This is a genomic window from Shewanella sp. SM71, assembly GCF_025653905.1.
GTDB classification, from domain to species: Bacteria; Pseudomonadota; Gammaproteobacteria; order Enterobacterales; family Shewanellaceae; genus Shewanella; species Shewanella oncorhynchi.
The window spans coordinates 52612-67086 of record NZ_JAKKRW010000009.1 but is presented as its reverse complement, the minus strand read 5'-3'; the positions used below and the strand labels follow the sequence as shown (position 1 = coordinate 67086).

The window sequence follows — 14475 nt, the reverse complement described above, 5'->3', positions numbered from 1 at the left end:
AATGAACCATTCTGCAACCCGCATTCGGACACTGATTTTTAGTCCGGCAATACGGATTTTCCACTGGCTCAGGGCACTATCAATTCTGGTGCTAGTGATCACCGGATTCTATATTGCTTGGCCGTTTCTTGTGGCGCCTGAAAGTACGGACGTACTCGTACAAGGCTGGATCCGCTTCGCTCATCTGATTTGCGGTTTTGTACTAACCGCAATCACTTTAGTGCGCTTCTACCTGTATTTTTTCAGCCGAAGCGACATTGAGCGGCGCTCATTTCGCGATGTCATGAGCGTAAAAAGCTGGATCACTCAGCTGAAATCTTACTTATGGATGGGGCACTTACATAAAGCCGGTGTCTATGGACCGCTGCAATTTGTGACTTATGTAGCAATCTCACTGGTCGCTCTTGTGATATGTATAACAGGTCTGGTGTTGTATGCCAATGTGTATCACCAAGGTTTAGGTGGCATGCTTTGGGGCAGCGCCGCTTGGATCACGGCACAAATGGGTGGGCTAGCACAAGTTAGGATTTGGCATCACTACCTCACTTGGGCATTTGTTATCTTTGTGGTTATCCACGTCTATATGGCGGTTTGGTCAGGGATACGCTTCAAACATAACTCAGTTGACTCGATTGTCTCTGGCTATGACTACCCAAAGCCAGACTCACACCACTAGGAGTCCAATGAAGATATTGCTACTCGGTATTGGCAATGTCCTGTACGCCGATGAAGGCATCGGCGTACATTTTGTCAATTATATAGCTGATAATTATCAGTTTACCCACGAGTCCCACCAGCTAAAGCTGCTCGATGGCGGCACCTTGGCTCAGGGACTTATCCCTATTATTTGCCAATACGATTATTTAATCGTGGTCGATACTGTTAACGCCAATGGCGTAGAAGCGGGCGAAGTCTACTTCTTCGATTTTGATAAAGCGCCAAAGGAAATCGACTGGCAAGGCAGCGCCCATGAAGTCGAAATGCTGCAAACCCTCAATATGATGGAAATGGTTGGCGACAGACCTAAGACCTTCGTGCTGGGCGTCACCCCAACCGTGCTCGAACCTATGGTGCTAGGCTTGACCCCTAAAGTCGCCGCCGCGGTACCTTTAATGGAATCAAGCTTGTTATCCCACTTAGCCTCCCTTGGGTTCACTGCGACGCGTGTTGCCGAGCATAGTATTGACTCGCTGATCCCTGACTCTTATAAACGTGGCGTTACTACTGGTGAAAGTATATAGAAGATGAAAAACATCAGATTTGATTTTACCTGCTCACGTCAGGTGCCTCTGTACGCGCATTTATGTAATCAATACCTAAATTATGATGAACTAAATATCAGCATAGGCTGTGATGGTCAACATAGCTCAGGTCAATATAGTGCTGGCCAACATGACTTTGGCCCTCAAAGCTATTTTATTGAAGCTCAGGGCGAGCAAAACCAACTAGAACAATTGGCCGATGCCATTGCCGCGGACTTTTTGATTTCCGCTTGGTTGATTGACTCTAGCATTAAAGTCATCGACGAGCCCCAAGGCAGTAAAACCTTACTGCCCTTTCCACAGTCTGGATCAAGCCCTGCCATAGTGCCTTTTTGCCAGCATTGTTATCCGTTGATTGGCGATAATCAGTCGGCTAAGTTTGGCACACTCGATTTAATTTGCCCTTGCTGCAAGGGCGAAACACAATTAACGTCCGCACAAAAAGCGTTAACCTTGTCAGATATTAAAGCCATGGCACAGGGACTGCTGACACAAGGCCCACTGACATTAGCGGCCGCCGATAATCTGCAAATCAGCCTGACACCGTTTGAGCAGCCCTTAAGCGAGCGGCCACAACTGTTAATTTGTAATCCCAATACGCTGAACGCCCATTTTTGTCTGAACGATGCGCAGGTGCTCGCGCTTTCGAGTATTGAAAAGCCACTTATCTGCGCGAGACCCACGCAAGAACACGACAAACTCAGTGCGCCACTGTACGACATTTGCTTTGCCTACAGCCGAGTAATCTTAGTGCTCGGGGAAGTATTACGACAAAAAGGGGTCGATTGGGTTTACATTAAAGGGCCGCATAATAGGCCGAAGCTAGCGTGGGTCGATGGTGCTTGGGCACAAATCGCCAGTCACGATTTAAGCTCAACACAGGTTCAAACCAAGCACTTTATCGCTCCAGAACCCTTAAGGGAAAAAGTCAGTTTTCACGGCTATCAAGCCCAATGGCAAGCGGCGAAACGTTCACGATCGCACCAAGGCGAACTGAGTGTGTCAGTATTGACTCAAGTACCGTCAAGTGAAGACAGTGATATTCATTGCACCAGTATGCTAAGCGATAATAATCAAAATACAGTCAACACAGAAAATCACACCCTTGCAGACGCAGCGCTATTCAGTGCGCTGCTCAACGGTAAGTTTACCAGTCATAAACAGGCAAAAAATGCTGCGGTCATTTACTTAAGCCATACCCACGCCAGTCAAATTGTCACCTGCGATAATAAGGGCGACACTGAACTTTTCTTTGCCTTGCCCGAGCTGCCCGATAACGGTTACGAAATCTTCCATCAACTGGACAGCAGTCCGCAAAAAGCCGTAGCGCAAAAATTTAAGAGCCTGTTCCCCGAAGATTACCTAAAACTTTTAAGCCTAAAGCTTCACGGCAGACGGGACAACTTACAAAGCCTGTGGGCGATTGCTGCCATATTAATTGGCCTTAATACACAAGAAGATACTCAAAGCCAAGCAAGGCTCAGCGATGCACTCATGGCCGCTGCCATGCGCTACCACGGTGCCAATGCACCGCGTATCGATTATCCGCTGACCAAAGGTGAAGCCCACCGCAGCCTAAATTGGTGTAAAACCTTAGGCACTGTCTTAAGTTTTCGTATTGCGGGTAATGACGATCCGAGTCAGCTCGCCTTTGCAATGCAAGACTCGCTGGCGGACTATTTATCTAACTGGATCGAGCATATCGATTTAAATATCGGCGTGCACAATATAGCCTTAGCGGGCAATGAATTAATCAATGAAACCCTGTGCAAACGCATCAGCTTACGCTTAGGCAAAAACTTTCCATTGGTGATCAATCGCAGCCTAGATTTAGACGGCGATAACTTAGCCGTTGGGGCACTTTACGTTAAGCAGCGCCAACTGAATGCCCATGATTAGGAGGCCAAAAGTTAAGTCACAACGTATGAAGCCACATAGGCACAATAGTCGTCACAAAAAGCACAGTGACCTGCAGATAAAACGAAGGCTGGCATTGGAATACCTTGTCCACAAGGGAGCCACGTTAAAACGCTGTCAGTTGCACGTCACTGGCATAGTACAAGGGGTGGGATTTCGCCCCTTTGTCTATCGTTATGCCCTTGAGTTTCAACTGACGGGCACTGTGCTCAACAATGCCAAGGGCGTGACCATTGAGCTGCAAGGTAATGATGAAAACCTCACTCGCTTTATCACTGTACTCAATACCACTCCACCGCCACTCGCCCGTATCGACAATATCAGCCAAATACCACTGCCGATTTTATTAAGCGAAACCACGTTTGAGATTATAAAAAGCGACAGCCATGAGGACGATGACCCAAGTTCACCGATAGGTGCACTGGTGGCGGTATCGGCAGATAAAAGTACCTGCCAAGATTGCTTGAACGACATGCATAATCCTGATGTTCGCCACTTTGGCTATGCCTTTACCAACTGCACTAACTGTGGCCCTCGATACACGATTATCAATGCTTTACCCTATGATAGACACAACACCGCCATGGCCGATTTTGACATGTGTCCCGAGTGCGCCAAAGAATATCAAAACCCACTCGAACGCCGCTACCATGCCCAGCCCGTGAGTTGCCCCGCCTGTGGCCCCAGACTCAGTTTAAAAACACCGCAAGGGGAATACATCCTTCCCAGTGCCTCAAATATCAGCGCACCTGAATTGAGTACGGACCTTGCGGTACTGACAGCTGCGGCTGACAGATTACGCCAAGGGCAGATTCTGGCAATTAAAGGATTGGGTGGATTTCACTTAATCTGTGATGCCCGAAGTGACAATGCCGTCAACGCACTCCGGCTGCGAAAACAGCGCCAAGCCAAGCCGCTAGCGGTGATGATGGCGGATATCACCATGGCGCAGCACTATGTCACAGGGACGGATGCCGAGTGGCGAGTACTGAGTTCGCAGGAAAGGCCCATAGTGCTGATGAGCAGCCGAGCCGAACATGATCTCAGCTTAGCTGTCGCCCCCAATCTGAATAAACTCGGGGTATTTTTACCCTATACACCGCTACATCATTTGCTATTAGGTCTCTTCAAAGGGCCATTAGTTGCAACCAGCGCCAATGTTTCCGGTGAACCTATCATCACTGATTGTGATGAGCTTATTAGTCACTTAAGCCATGTGGTGGATGCGATAGTCGATCATAATCGGCCGATAGTTAATGGCTGTGATGACAGTGTGGTGCAAGTGATCCAGCCGCAACTGGATTCCTCCGCAGAGGTGCAAGTATTGCGCCTCGCCCGCGGCTATGCACCGTTAAGTTTCCCCTTAGAGATACCGCTGACCCAATCAATTTTGGCCGTGGGCGCACAACAAAAAAATGCCATTGCCTTAGGCTTTGGCAATAATGTGTTTTTAAGTCCCCATATTGGCGACCTGTTCAGTGTCAGCGCCGAGCAGTATTTTGAGCGCACCTTAGCCACTTTTGCTCGGTTGTATCACTTTACGCCAAATCTTATTATTTGCGATAAACACCCAGATTATGCCCCTTCACGCTGGGCTGAAATGCACTCAAACTCGAGTGTAAAACTCAGCGATACCCGTCAAAATCAATGTTTATCGGTGCAACACCACCATGCCCATGTGCTCAGCGTAATGGCAGTTAACCAATATCGAGATCCCGTATTGGGCTTTAGTTTTGACGGTACTGGGCTTGGCGACGATGGCAGTTTATGGGGCGGTGAAGTGCTATTAACTACGCTCGATAAAGCGCAGCGACTGGTGCACTTTGAGCCTATAGCCCTGCTAGGCAGCGAGCAAGCCATTAAGCAACCCGTGAGGTTGTTACTGGCATTATTGTTCGAGCAAATGAGCCTCGATGCTGTGCTCGCATTGCAATTACCTATATTAAACAACATGCGCCCAAACACTCTGACTAACTTACATAAGATCTGGCAGAACGGCAGCGCGATAAAAACCTCCTCTGTCGGGCGACTGTTCGATGCCCTCGCCTGCGCCTTAGGCTTAATCGAAACAACACTGTTTGAAGGCCAAGCGGGCATGGCAATAGAAGCCGCGGCCAATCGCGCCGATGCATTAGCCCTTGAAGTCATTTCGCTTAACTTACCTCTTGACATCGACCAGTGGCGAAGCAGTGAGATGTTCAAGCAAATTGTTGAATTGATTACAGCACAACCGCTAACAGACAATAGATGCTATGCCATCGCCCGCGCCTTTTTACACACCTTAGGTGATGCTATCTGTGATTATGCTGCCCAGTATCAACACCTCCCAACCGTGCTCTGCGGTGGCGTATTTCAAAATAAATATCTATTGGAATACTGCCTGAGCAAGCTCAGCGCCCAAGGAAATAAAGTGTTATCCAGTAAACAGATACCCATCAATGATGGCGGCATCGCCCTAGGCCAACTTTGGTATGGCATTCATCAGAGTCAATAACCTGACTTATTTGATAACCCCTGATGTTCGCTCGCCATTTTTATCCCCATAAACCTGACGAACATCAAAGATCCGTAGCGCAATTTGTATCACACTCAACATTAGCGTAACCAAATTAACGATTCGTACATCAATCATTATTTGTCAGGCAAAGTCCTCGTACTCTGCCGATACAAGGAGAGGTAAAATGTGTAAAGACTGCGGCTGCTCCCTTACCCGCCACGACCATGATCATCTAGGCGCGCATGCCCATAGCCATGAGCATAATCATGACCATTCACATACTCATGAGCATAGCCATCAAGAGTTACACACAAATCCTCAGTTAAACGATAAAAAAACCTTGTCAGTCATCCACAAAATTTTAGATAAAAATGATGTCGAAGCTGGACATAACCGCGCCCACTTTGAGGCACATAACATTACTGCCTTCAACATCATGAGTAGCCCGGGCAGTGGCAAAACCACCCTATTAGAAAATCTCAAAGAATACACTAAGCTCAACTATGCGGTGATCGAGGGCGACTTAGAAACCTCCCGCGATGCCGACCGCTTAATCGCTAAAGGCATTAAGGCCTATCAAATTCAAACGGGCAGCGCCTGTCACCTCGACGCCTTTATGGTGCACGGTGCCCTACATCATCTGCCGCTTGAAGGACTCGATATTTGCTTTGTCGAAAACGTCGGTAATCTCGTCTGCCCAGCCAGTTATGATGTGGGCACTCACAAAAATATCGTGCTGCTATCAGTGCCAGAAGGCGATGATAAGATTGAGAAATATCCTGTGATGTTCCGCCGCGCCGATGTAGTTTTTATCACAAAGTGCGATCTACTGCCCTATTTTGATTTCAAGATGGACGAAGCCAGAGCGCAGCTTAAAAAACTCAATCCAGCAACTCAAATTATTGAAGTCTCAATTAAAGATGGCGACTCCATGCAGGCTGTAGCCGCTTGGCTTAAAGACAATATTCGAGGTGCACAATAATGTGCTTGTCCATACCTTCCCAAGTGGTGGCGGTCGATATTGAGCGCCAGAGTGTCACCGTCGATACCTTAGGCGTGCGCCGCGATGTCAGCAGTCATTTAATGAATGAACCACTGGAGATTGGTGACTATGTGTTGATCCATATTGGTTTTGTGATGAACAAAATTGATAAGGAAGATGCGCAGCAAAGCATTGAACTATACAAAGAAATCGTCACTAAACTCGAAAACGAAGCCATACACTGACCATCAGTAGTGCAGGATTAAGTCGCAAGGCGCACCCCTATCGAGTGCACCGAGGAAAGAGCATGCTTGAACTAAAACACCTCTATCAAGGCTTTCGCGATCCCCAAACGATTGCCAATTTAGCGCGGGATATTCAGTTAACCGCTAAATTAGTTAAGCAACCAATCAATATCATGGAAGTCTGTGGCGGTCATACTCACACTATTATGAAATACGGCTTACTGGATTTACTGCCTGATAATATTGAGTTTATCCACGGTCCAGGTTGTCCAGTGTGCATTATGCCTAAAGAGCGCATCGACCAAGCCGCGGCGCTTGCCTCCCAAGAAAATGTTATTCTTGTGACGCTGGGCGATATGATCCGCGTGCCCGGTTCTCAAGGCTCTTTAGCCAGTTTTAGGGCCAAGGGCTGCGATATTCGCCCAATTTACGATCCCTTAGATACGCTCAAAATTGCCCGCGACAATCCCGATAAAACCGTAGTGTTCTTCGCCATTGGCTTTGAAACGTCAACTCCAATGACAGCAATTTTGTTACAACTGGCCGAACAAGAAAAACTCGAAAATCTACTGTTTCATATCAATCATGTATTAGTGCCACCCGCAATTGATGCCGTAATGCACGACCCAAAAGCCAGAGTGAACGCCTTTATCGGCCCCGCCCATGTGAGCGTGATCAGCGGCGCAAAAATCTATCGCAGCACAGTCGAAAACTATGGCACGCCCGTGGTTGTCGCAGGATTTGAGCCCGTCGATGTGATGGAGTCGATTTTACGGATTGTGCGCCAAAAAGCCGCAGGTAAAGCTGAGCTCGATATCCAATACAGCCGCGCAGTATCGGAGGACGGCAACCTCACGGCGCAGGCCAAAGTAAATCAATTCTTCAATGTCAGACCGCAATTTCGCTGGCGTGGCCTAGGCCCAATCCCCAATTCAGCGCTGCAGCTTAAACCCGAATATGCCCACAGAGACGCCGAACTGCGCTTTAAAGACCGCCTACCTGTGAAGGAAATTGACGATCATAAAGCCTGCCAGTGCGGCGATATACTTCGTGGGCTTGCTAAACCAAAGGACTGTAAAGTTTTTGGCCGCGGCTGCAATCCCGAAACGCCCTTAGGCAGTTGCATGGTCAGCTCCGAAGGTGCCTGCAATGCCTATTACCGCTATCAAGGTATCGATATCAAGGAGCCACATCATGGCTGATACGCTTAAAGATAAATCCATTCAACTCAGCCACGGCGGTGGCGGCAAAGAAATGAATAAACTGATCCGTGATCTGTTTTTTGCCGAGTTTGATAACCCAATCCTTCGCAGCGAAGAAGACGCTGCCAAACTCGATTTGCACGGTGCCAACGCCTTTACCACAGACTCTTTCACCGTATCCCCTTTATTTTTTGCCGGTGGTGATATCGGCAAGCTTGCCATCGCAGGCACAGTCAACGATCTCGCTATGATGGGCGCAGAACCTCAGTATTTGAGTTGTAGTGTGATCATCGAAGAAGGCTTTTCTATCAAGGATTTAACGACGATTGTCCGCAGTATGGCGAAAGAATTAAAACACAGTGGTGCACGGATAGTCTGCGGCGACACTAAAGTCGTACCCAAGGGGTGCGCCGATGGTTTATTTATTAATACCTCAGGCATTGGTCGCATCTTGCGTCCCAATATTTCCGCGGCGAATGTCACCGTGGGCGATGCCATTATTGTCTCCCGTGATATTGGTTGCCACGGTGCAGCGATTTTAATGGCACGTGAAGGACTCACGCTCGAATCAGCATTGCAAAGTGACTGCGCGACGCTCTGGCCGATAGTCGAGCAATTGATCGCCGCCAATATTCCCATTCATGCGATGCGCGATGCGACTCGCGGTGGCTTATCGGCTGTACTTAACGAATGGGCCATTGCCTCCAATGTTGGCATCACAGTGAATGAAGCCAGTATTCCCGTTAGCGATGAAGTCAAAGGTCTGTGCGAGCTCTATGGTTTCGAAGCCATGGATCTTGCCAACGAAGGCACTTTCATTCTCGCCGTTCCCAACGACATCGCCTTAGGTGCGCTCGAGATCATGCAACGCTTTGGGCGCTGTGAGCATGCAGCGATAATCGGCACTGTGAGTGAAGATTTAGTGGGGAAAGTCGTACTAAGAACGCCTTGGAATACTAAGCGTTATCTCGATCTTCCCCAAGGTGAACTGCTGCCAAGGATTTGCTGATGCACGAATATTCGATTGTGAGTGCCCTGATTGAGCAATGCGAACAGCACGCGCTGGCCAATCATGCCGATAAAATCACCCGAGTGGATATCAAACTAGGCGTCATGAGCGGGGTTGAACCTAGCCTGCTACAAACGGCCTTCGATACCTTTAAGCTCGATGGGATTTGCAAAGAAGCCCTACTCAATATGCAAATTCAGCCGCTAGTGATACTTTGCCAAGACTGCCAGACTGAATCCGTACTGAGTGAGCGCACGGTCGTCTGCCCTGCGTGTCAAAGCTTTCGTACTCGCGTACTCGATGGCGAAGATATGTTACTGATGCAACTTGAGATGGAACAGAACGAGGATTAATCATCCACGATACGCATGGCTAACGACAGCGCTATTGATAAAACGCTCTATAAATAAAGAATGCTCAATAAAGAACGCTCTTCAACACAAAAATGGCTTCGAGCAATCAGCGCTCAAAGCCATTTTAAACCACACTATTTCAGTCACGCTACATCAGTTGTAGATAGAAACTTCACCCTCTGGGCGCGTCTTGAGCAACCGCAGGAACCACATATACTGCTCTGGGTAAGCTAAGATAACTTGCTCGACCACTTTGTTCAGTGCCAACGCTTCGTTTTCTTTGCCGACCATGTCTTCGGACGCAACGGCCGTCATCACAGTGAGATCAAATTGGCGTGTCGCTTGGTTGTAGCCAATCTTTACTGGCAGCACTTGGGCATTACCCGCCTGCGCTAAACGCCCAACAACAGGTAGCGTTGCCTTCACTGTGCCTAAAAAAGGCGCAAACACGCTTTGTTCAGGACCTAAGTCTTCATCGGGAAGATAAAAGAAACTGTTACCGCGCTTAAGCTCAGCCAATAACGCCCGAATGCCCGCCTCGCGCATATACACATGGCCACCACAACTGCTGCGTACACGATTACTAAACCAATTGAATAACCCGTTTTTATGGGCTTTGGCCATAGTCACCATAGGCAACTCAAGGTTAAGGCGTAAACCAGCATAATCGATTGGCCACACATGGGGCATGATAAAAATGATCGGTTGCCCAGCAGCCTGCGCTTTAGTCACATGCTCAAAGCCGATTAAATTCACTCGACGACGCAAATGCGCTTTTGAGCGCACCAGCAATTCGCCCTGTGCTAACAACACCAAAACGAAGTTTTGCACGTTCTCACGGATTAACACTTCAATCTCGGCGGTGGATTGTTCTGGAAAGCACGCCCTTAAGTTGGCTCTGGCAACGCTAATGGGCTTTTTGGCAATTGGCATCACTATTTTTGCCAATAATCTTGCAATAGGATCACGCAGCCATGCGGGCATGAGTCCGAAAATCACTAATAGACCAATCACTAACCAAGTGGCCCAGTATCTAGGGTGTAATAAGGCGAGTTTAAAACGACGGTCAAAATGTTTGGGCTGTCTTGACAAAGAATTCACCTCAGACAGTGGATAAAAACAATGGAGATATTGCACGAAAAAATAAACAGGAAAGCCACTCTCTAAGGAGTGGCTTTCCCATCAAACAAACGAAATTACTTACCCGTGTTTGCTGCTTCTACACGAGTTTTCAGCTTTTGGCCGGGACGGAAAGTCACGACACGACGAGCAGAAATTGGGATATCTTCGCCTGTTTTTGGGTTCCTTCCCGGTCTTTGATTCTTGTCCCTAAGGTCAAAGTTGCCAAAGCCAGATAACTTGACCTGCTCACCACTTTCAAGTGCGCCCCGAATCTCTTCAAAGAACGACTCAACCATCTCTTTGGCGACACGTTTGTTCATTCCGAGTGTTTCAAAAAGATGTTCTGCCATTTCGGCTTTGGTAAGTGCCATACTTTAATCCCTCAACGATGCGTTGAACTCGGACTTAAGGGCAGAAACGACTGAACCAACGGTCTCAGCAATCTCTTTTTCCTCAAGCGTACGAGTAGTGTCTTGTAATGTAAGTGCTATCGCCAGGCTCTTCTTGCCAGGTTCAACACCTTTACCTAAGTATACATCGAACAAGTTTATGCCAACCAACTGATTTTCGCCAACTTTTCTTATCAATTTCATTACATCACCTGCAGATACACTCTCATCTACTACGACTGCGATGTCACGACGATTAGCTGGAAACTTAGATACAGCTTGGGCTAGCGGCAAACTGGTATGCAATAAAGCATCCAATTCCAACTCAAAAACGATGGTTTTACCATTGAGTCCAAAAGGCTTCTCCAAACTAGGATGGATTGCACCTATATGACCGATCACTCGATCATTTCTCAATATTTCAGCACATTGCCCCGGATGGAGAGCAGAATGCGTCGCTCCTCTAAAGCTAAATTCTGATGCGGAAACTGTCAAGCCGATAATTGCTTCTAAATCACCTTTAAGGTCGAAAAAATCAACAGTTTTCGATTCCATAGCCCAATGTTCATCATTTTGGAGCCCAGTAATGACACAAGCGAGCATTGCTTGCTGTCTTACACCGGATTCTGCATTGATATCAGGAACAAAGCGCAGGCCAGTTTCAAAAAGTCTCACGCGACTCTGTTGACGACTTTGGTTGTAGCCAACGGCGGCCAATAAACCAGTGAACATTGACAGGCGCATAGCCGACATTTCACTGGAAATTGGGTTTGGTAACACCATAGCGTCTAAACCAGGATGAACCAGATTTTGCAGTTTTGGATCGACAAAGCTGTAGGTTACCGCTTCTTGGAAACCACGAGCGACCAATAAGGCACGCACGCGTTTTAGGCTTAAGTCAGATTCTTTATGATCTGACATACGCAGCGCAGCAACAGGCGCCGTATTCGGGATATTGTTATAACCGTAAATACGGGCCACTTCTTCGATCAAATCTTCTTCAATCGCCATATCAAAACGATAAGTCGCGGTAGTGACCTGCCAACTATCTTGGCCAACAACGACGCTAAAACCTAAACGTTGTAGGATTTCAACGACATCGCTATCAGGTACATGGTGACCTAAAATTCGATCTAACTTGCTACGACGTAAAACGATTTGTGCAGGTTTGGGTAAATCAGCCTCTGATTTAGCCTCAACTACAGGGCCAGCTTCACCGCCACAGATATCCAGTACTAAACGCGTAGCACGGTCGATAACCTTGTGCTGCATCTCAGGGTCAACGCCACGCTCAAAGCGGTGTGATGAGTCTGTGTGCAAACCTAAACGACGTGACTTACCCATAATGGCAAGCGGCGCGAAGAACGCACATTCAAGCAGTATGTCTTGGGTCGTGTCGCTCACGCCTGAATATTCGCCGCCAAACACGCCTGCAAGGGCTAATGGACGCACATCATCGGCGATCACTAAGGTATCGCATGGAATTGTGACTTCGCTGCCATCAAGCAGAGTGATTTTCTCTTCGCCAGTGCCTAAACGCACTTGGATATCGCCTGTTAATTTGGCCAGATCGAAAGCGTGCATAGGTTGACCGAATTCAATCAACACAAAGTTAGTGATGTCTACGATAGGATCGATAGAGCGAATACCGCTACGGCGCAGTTTTTCCTGCATCCATAATGGCGTAGGCGCTTTCACATTAACGTTTTTAACCACACGGCCTAAGTAACGTGGACACGCTGCAGGCGCGTTAACGTTAATCGTGACCTGTGCATCTGTCGTTGGCGTGACGGCTTGCCACTGTGGCTCAACCACTGTTTGGCGGTTTAACACGCCCACTTCACGGGCAAGACCTGCCATACCTAAGCAATCGGCACGGTTAGCCGTTAAATCCACATCGATAACGGCATCATTAAGTTGCAGATAATCACGGATATCAGTGCCAAGCGGCGCGTCCAATGGCAATTCGATGATGCCATCACTTTCGACGTTGATGCCAAGCTCGCTGTATGAACACAACATACCTTCTGATGGCATGCCACGCAGCTTGGCTTTCTTGATTTTGAAATCGCCAGGTAATACGGCGCCAACCATAGCCACGGCCACTTTAAGACCCTGACGGCAGTTTGGTGCACCGCAGACGATATCGATAAGTTCGCTACCACCAACGTTGATTTTGGTCACGCGCAGTTTATCGGCATCGGGATGCTGACCACACTCAACCACTTCACCAATCACGACACCGCTAAAATCGGCAGCTACGGCTTCAACGTCATCGACTTCGAGACCGGCCATAGTGATCTGGTGGGATAATGCTTCACGGCTGACTGAAGGGTTTACCCATTCACGAAGCCAAGATTCGCTAAATTTCATGCTATTACAGCTCCGTTATTTAAATTGCTTCAGGAAACGTAGGTCGTTTTCAAAAAACGCACGTAAATCGTTTACGCCGTAACGCAACATAGTTAAGCGCTCGACACCCATACCAAAAGCAAAACCAGAGTATTTTTCTGGATCTATGCCAACGCTGCGCAGCACATTCGGATGTACCATACCGCAGCCAAGCACTTCTAGCCATTTACCATTTTTGCCCATCACGTCCACTTCCGCTGAAGGTTCAGTGAATGGGAAGTAAGATGGACGGAAACGCACTTGCAGATCTTCTTCGAAGAAGTTACGCAGGAAGTCATGCAAAATGCCTTTCAATTCGGCAAAGTTCACATGCTCATCAACCAACAACCCTTCCACTTGGTGGAACATAGGTGTGTGAGTTTGGTCGTAGTCGTTACGATACACACGGCCCGGAGAAATAATCCGTAATGGTGGCTTTTCAGTTTCCATAGTACGGATTTGCACGCCCGAAGTTTGGGTACGCAGCATCAGTTTAGGATTGAAATAAAAGGTATCATGATCAGCACGCGCTGGGTGGTGCTCAGAGATATTCAGTGCATCGAAATTGTGGAAATCATCTTCAATTTCAGGCCCCTGCTTTACCGAGAACCCTAATTCCCCGAAAAAGGTTTCGATACGCTCAATGGTTCGAGTCACAGGATGTAAGCCACCGATCTCTTGGGTGCGGCCTGGCAAAGTCACATCAATCTTTTCAGCGATTAATTTGGCTTCCAATTCCGAACTCTTCAGACCATCGATGCGCTCAGTTAATTTTTGTTGAATAGCCTGTTTAGCATCATTGACCGCTTGGCCAAAGGCTGGCTTTTCTTCAGGGCTTAAGCTACCCATCATTTTCATCATGTCGGTGATCTTACCCTTCTTACCAAGGTAATCGACACGGATATCATCCAGTGCTTTTAGATCACTGGCCTGGTCAATAATGACTAAGGCTTGTTCTACGATCTCAGTTAACTGCTGCATTTTCTCTTCCACTGCATAGTCGCGCTTGATAAACAAGTGCTATGGGCGCCAAACTTTCAGGCTATTTGGGTGCTCAGGTTATCGGGCGTTAATGCCAGACGCTTTGCTAGCTATAACGAAATAAA

At 47.8% G+C, this 14475-nt stretch carries 13 protein-coding genes; 9 read left to right on the top strand and 4 right to left on the bottom strand.

What is annotated here, in order from left to right; genetic code table 11:
- Position 1 precedes the first annotated feature (1 nt).
- The 9 genes from cybH to hypA all read left to right on the top strand — a co-directional run bounded on the left by cybH (position 2) and on the right by hypA (position 9467).
- The gene (gene cybH, locus L5L97_RS10775; RefSeq protein WP_028760178.1) at positions 2 to 676 is read left to right on the top strand and encodes a Ni/Fe-hydrogenase, b-type cytochrome subunit; all 675 of its coding nucleotides are present in this window, start codon (positions 2 to 4) and stop codon (positions 674 to 676) included.
- A 7-nt stretch (positions 677 to 683) separates the two neighbouring features.
- On the top strand, positions 684 to 1241 hold the full coding sequence (locus L5L97_RS10770) for a HyaD/HybD family hydrogenase maturation endopeptidase (RefSeq protein WP_028760179.1): 558 nt from the start codon (positions 684 to 686) through the stop codon (positions 1239 to 1241).
- A gap of 3 nt (positions 1242 to 1244) precedes the next feature.
- Complete coding sequence (locus tag L5L97_RS10765) at positions 1245 to 3161, top strand: NiFe hydrogenase (protein WP_263138292.1); 1917 nt, start codon at positions 1245 to 1247, stop codon at positions 3159 to 3161.
- On the top strand, positions 3154 to 5673 hold the full coding sequence (hypF, locus tag L5L97_RS10760) for a carbamoyltransferase HypF (protein WP_411568957.1): 2520 nt from the start codon (positions 3154 to 3156) through the stop codon (positions 5671 to 5673). The genes L5L97_RS10765 and hypF overlap by 8 nt, the downstream gene beginning before the upstream one ends.
- A 187-nt stretch (positions 5674 to 5860) precedes the next feature.
- Positions 5861 to 6658: a hydrogenase nickel incorporation protein HypB gene (gene hypB, locus L5L97_RS10755; RefSeq protein WP_113939527.1), complete on the top strand. Its 798-nt coding sequence runs from the start codon at positions 5861 to 5863 to the stop codon at positions 6656 to 6658.
- Complete coding sequence (locus L5L97_RS10750; protein WP_113939526.1) at positions 6658 to 6903, top strand: HypC/HybG/HupF family hydrogenase formation chaperone; 246 nt, start codon at positions 6658 to 6660, stop codon at positions 6901 to 6903. The genes hypB and L5L97_RS10750 overlap by 1 nt, the downstream gene beginning before the upstream one ends.
- 62 nt (positions 6904 to 6965) lie before the next feature.
- Entirely contained in the window at positions 6966 to 8105 is a 1140-nt protein-coding gene (gene hypD / locus L5L97_RS10745) for a hydrogenase formation protein HypD (RefSeq protein ID WP_263181845.1), read from the top strand.
- Positions 8098 to 9114: a hydrogenase expression/formation protein HypE gene (hypE, locus tag L5L97_RS10740; RefSeq protein WP_113939524.1), complete on the top strand. Its 1017-nt coding sequence runs from the start codon at positions 8098 to 8100 to the stop codon at positions 9112 to 9114. Before hypD ends, hypE begins: the two co-directional genes overlap by 8 nt.
- A complete protein-coding gene (gene hypA / locus L5L97_RS10735; RefSeq protein WP_028760186.1) occupies positions 9114 to 9467 on the top strand; it encodes a hydrogenase maturation nickel metallochaperone HypA in 354 nt (117 codons plus the stop codon). The genes hypE and hypA overlap by 1 nt, the downstream gene beginning before the upstream one ends.
- Before the next feature lie 153 nt (positions 9468 to 9620).
- Here the strand turns inward: hypA and lpxM are convergent, their stop codons facing one another.
- The 4 genes from lpxM to pheS all read right to left on the bottom strand — a co-directional run bounded on the left by lpxM (position 9621) and on the right by pheS (position 14350).
- Positions 9621 to 10559 carry a lauroyl-Kdo(2)-lipid IV(A) myristoyltransferase gene (lpxM, locus tag L5L97_RS10730; protein ID WP_263181844.1) on the bottom strand — a complete coding sequence of 313 codons (939 nt, stop codon included), beginning with the start codon at positions 10557 to 10559 and terminating at the stop codon, positions 9621 to 9623.
- Between the two features lie 104 nt (positions 10560 to 10663).
- On the bottom strand, positions 10664 to 10960 hold the full coding sequence (gene ihfA, locus L5L97_RS10725) for an integration host factor subunit alpha (RefSeq protein ID WP_006081370.1): 297 nt from the start codon (positions 10958 to 10960) through the stop codon (positions 10664 to 10666).
- Positions 10961 to 10963: 3 nt separating this feature from the next.
- The gene (gene pheT, locus L5L97_RS10720) at positions 10964 to 13351 is read right to left on the bottom strand and encodes a phenylalanine--tRNA ligase subunit beta (protein WP_263178594.1); all 2388 of its coding nucleotides are present in this window, start codon (positions 13349 to 13351) and stop codon (positions 10964 to 10966) included.
- A 15-nt stretch (positions 13352 to 13366) separates the two neighbouring features.
- Positions 13367 to 14350, bottom strand: a complete 984-nt coding sequence (gene pheS, locus L5L97_RS10715) for a phenylalanine--tRNA ligase subunit alpha (protein ID WP_006081368.1) — start codon at positions 14348 to 14350, stop codon at positions 13367 to 13369.
- Positions 14351 to 14475: the final 125 nt, after the last annotated feature.

Bases quoted from the DNA above. Each gene is read 5' to 3' on its own strand.
- cybH (WP_028760178.1), top strand. From the start codon at position 2: ATGAACCATTCTGCAACCCGCATTCGGACACTGATTTTTAGTCCGGCA.
- L5L97_RS10770 (WP_028760179.1), top strand. From the start codon at position 684: ATGAAGATATTGCTACTCGGTATTGGCAATGTCCTGTACGCCGATGAA.
- L5L97_RS10765 (WP_263138292.1), top strand. From the start codon at position 1,245: ATGAAAAACATCAGATTTGATTTTACCTGCTCACGTCAGGTGCCTCTG.
- hypF (WP_411568957.1), top strand. From the start codon at position 3,154: ATGATTAGGAGGCCAAAAGTTAAGTCACAACGTATGAAGCCACATAGG.
- hypB (WP_113939527.1), top strand. From the start codon at position 5,861: ATGTGTAAAGACTGCGGCTGCTCCCTTACCCGCCACGACCATGATCAT.
- L5L97_RS10750 (WP_113939526.1), top strand. From the start codon at position 6,658: ATGTGCTTGTCCATACCTTCCCAAGTGGTGGCGGTCGATATTGAGCGC.
- hypD (WP_263181845.1), top strand. From the start codon at position 6,966: ATGCTTGAACTAAAACACCTCTATCAAGGCTTTCGCGATCCCCAAACG.
- hypE (WP_113939524.1), top strand. From the start codon at position 8,098: ATGGCTGATACGCTTAAAGATAAATCCATTCAACTCAGCCACGGCGGT.
- hypA (WP_028760186.1), top strand. From the start codon at position 9,114: ATGCACGAATATTCGATTGTGAGTGCCCTGATTGAGCAATGCGAACAG.
- ihfA (WP_006081370.1), bottom strand. From the start codon at position 10,960: ATGGCACTTACCAAAGCCGAAATGGCAGAACATCTTTTTGAAACACTC.
- pheT (WP_263178594.1), bottom strand. From the start codon at position 13,351: ATGAAATTTAGCGAATCTTGGCTTCGTGAATGGGTAAACCCTTCAGTC.
- pheS (WP_006081368.1), bottom strand. From the start codon at position 14,350: ATGCAGCAGTTAACTGAGATCGTAGAACAAGCCTTAGTCATTATTGAC.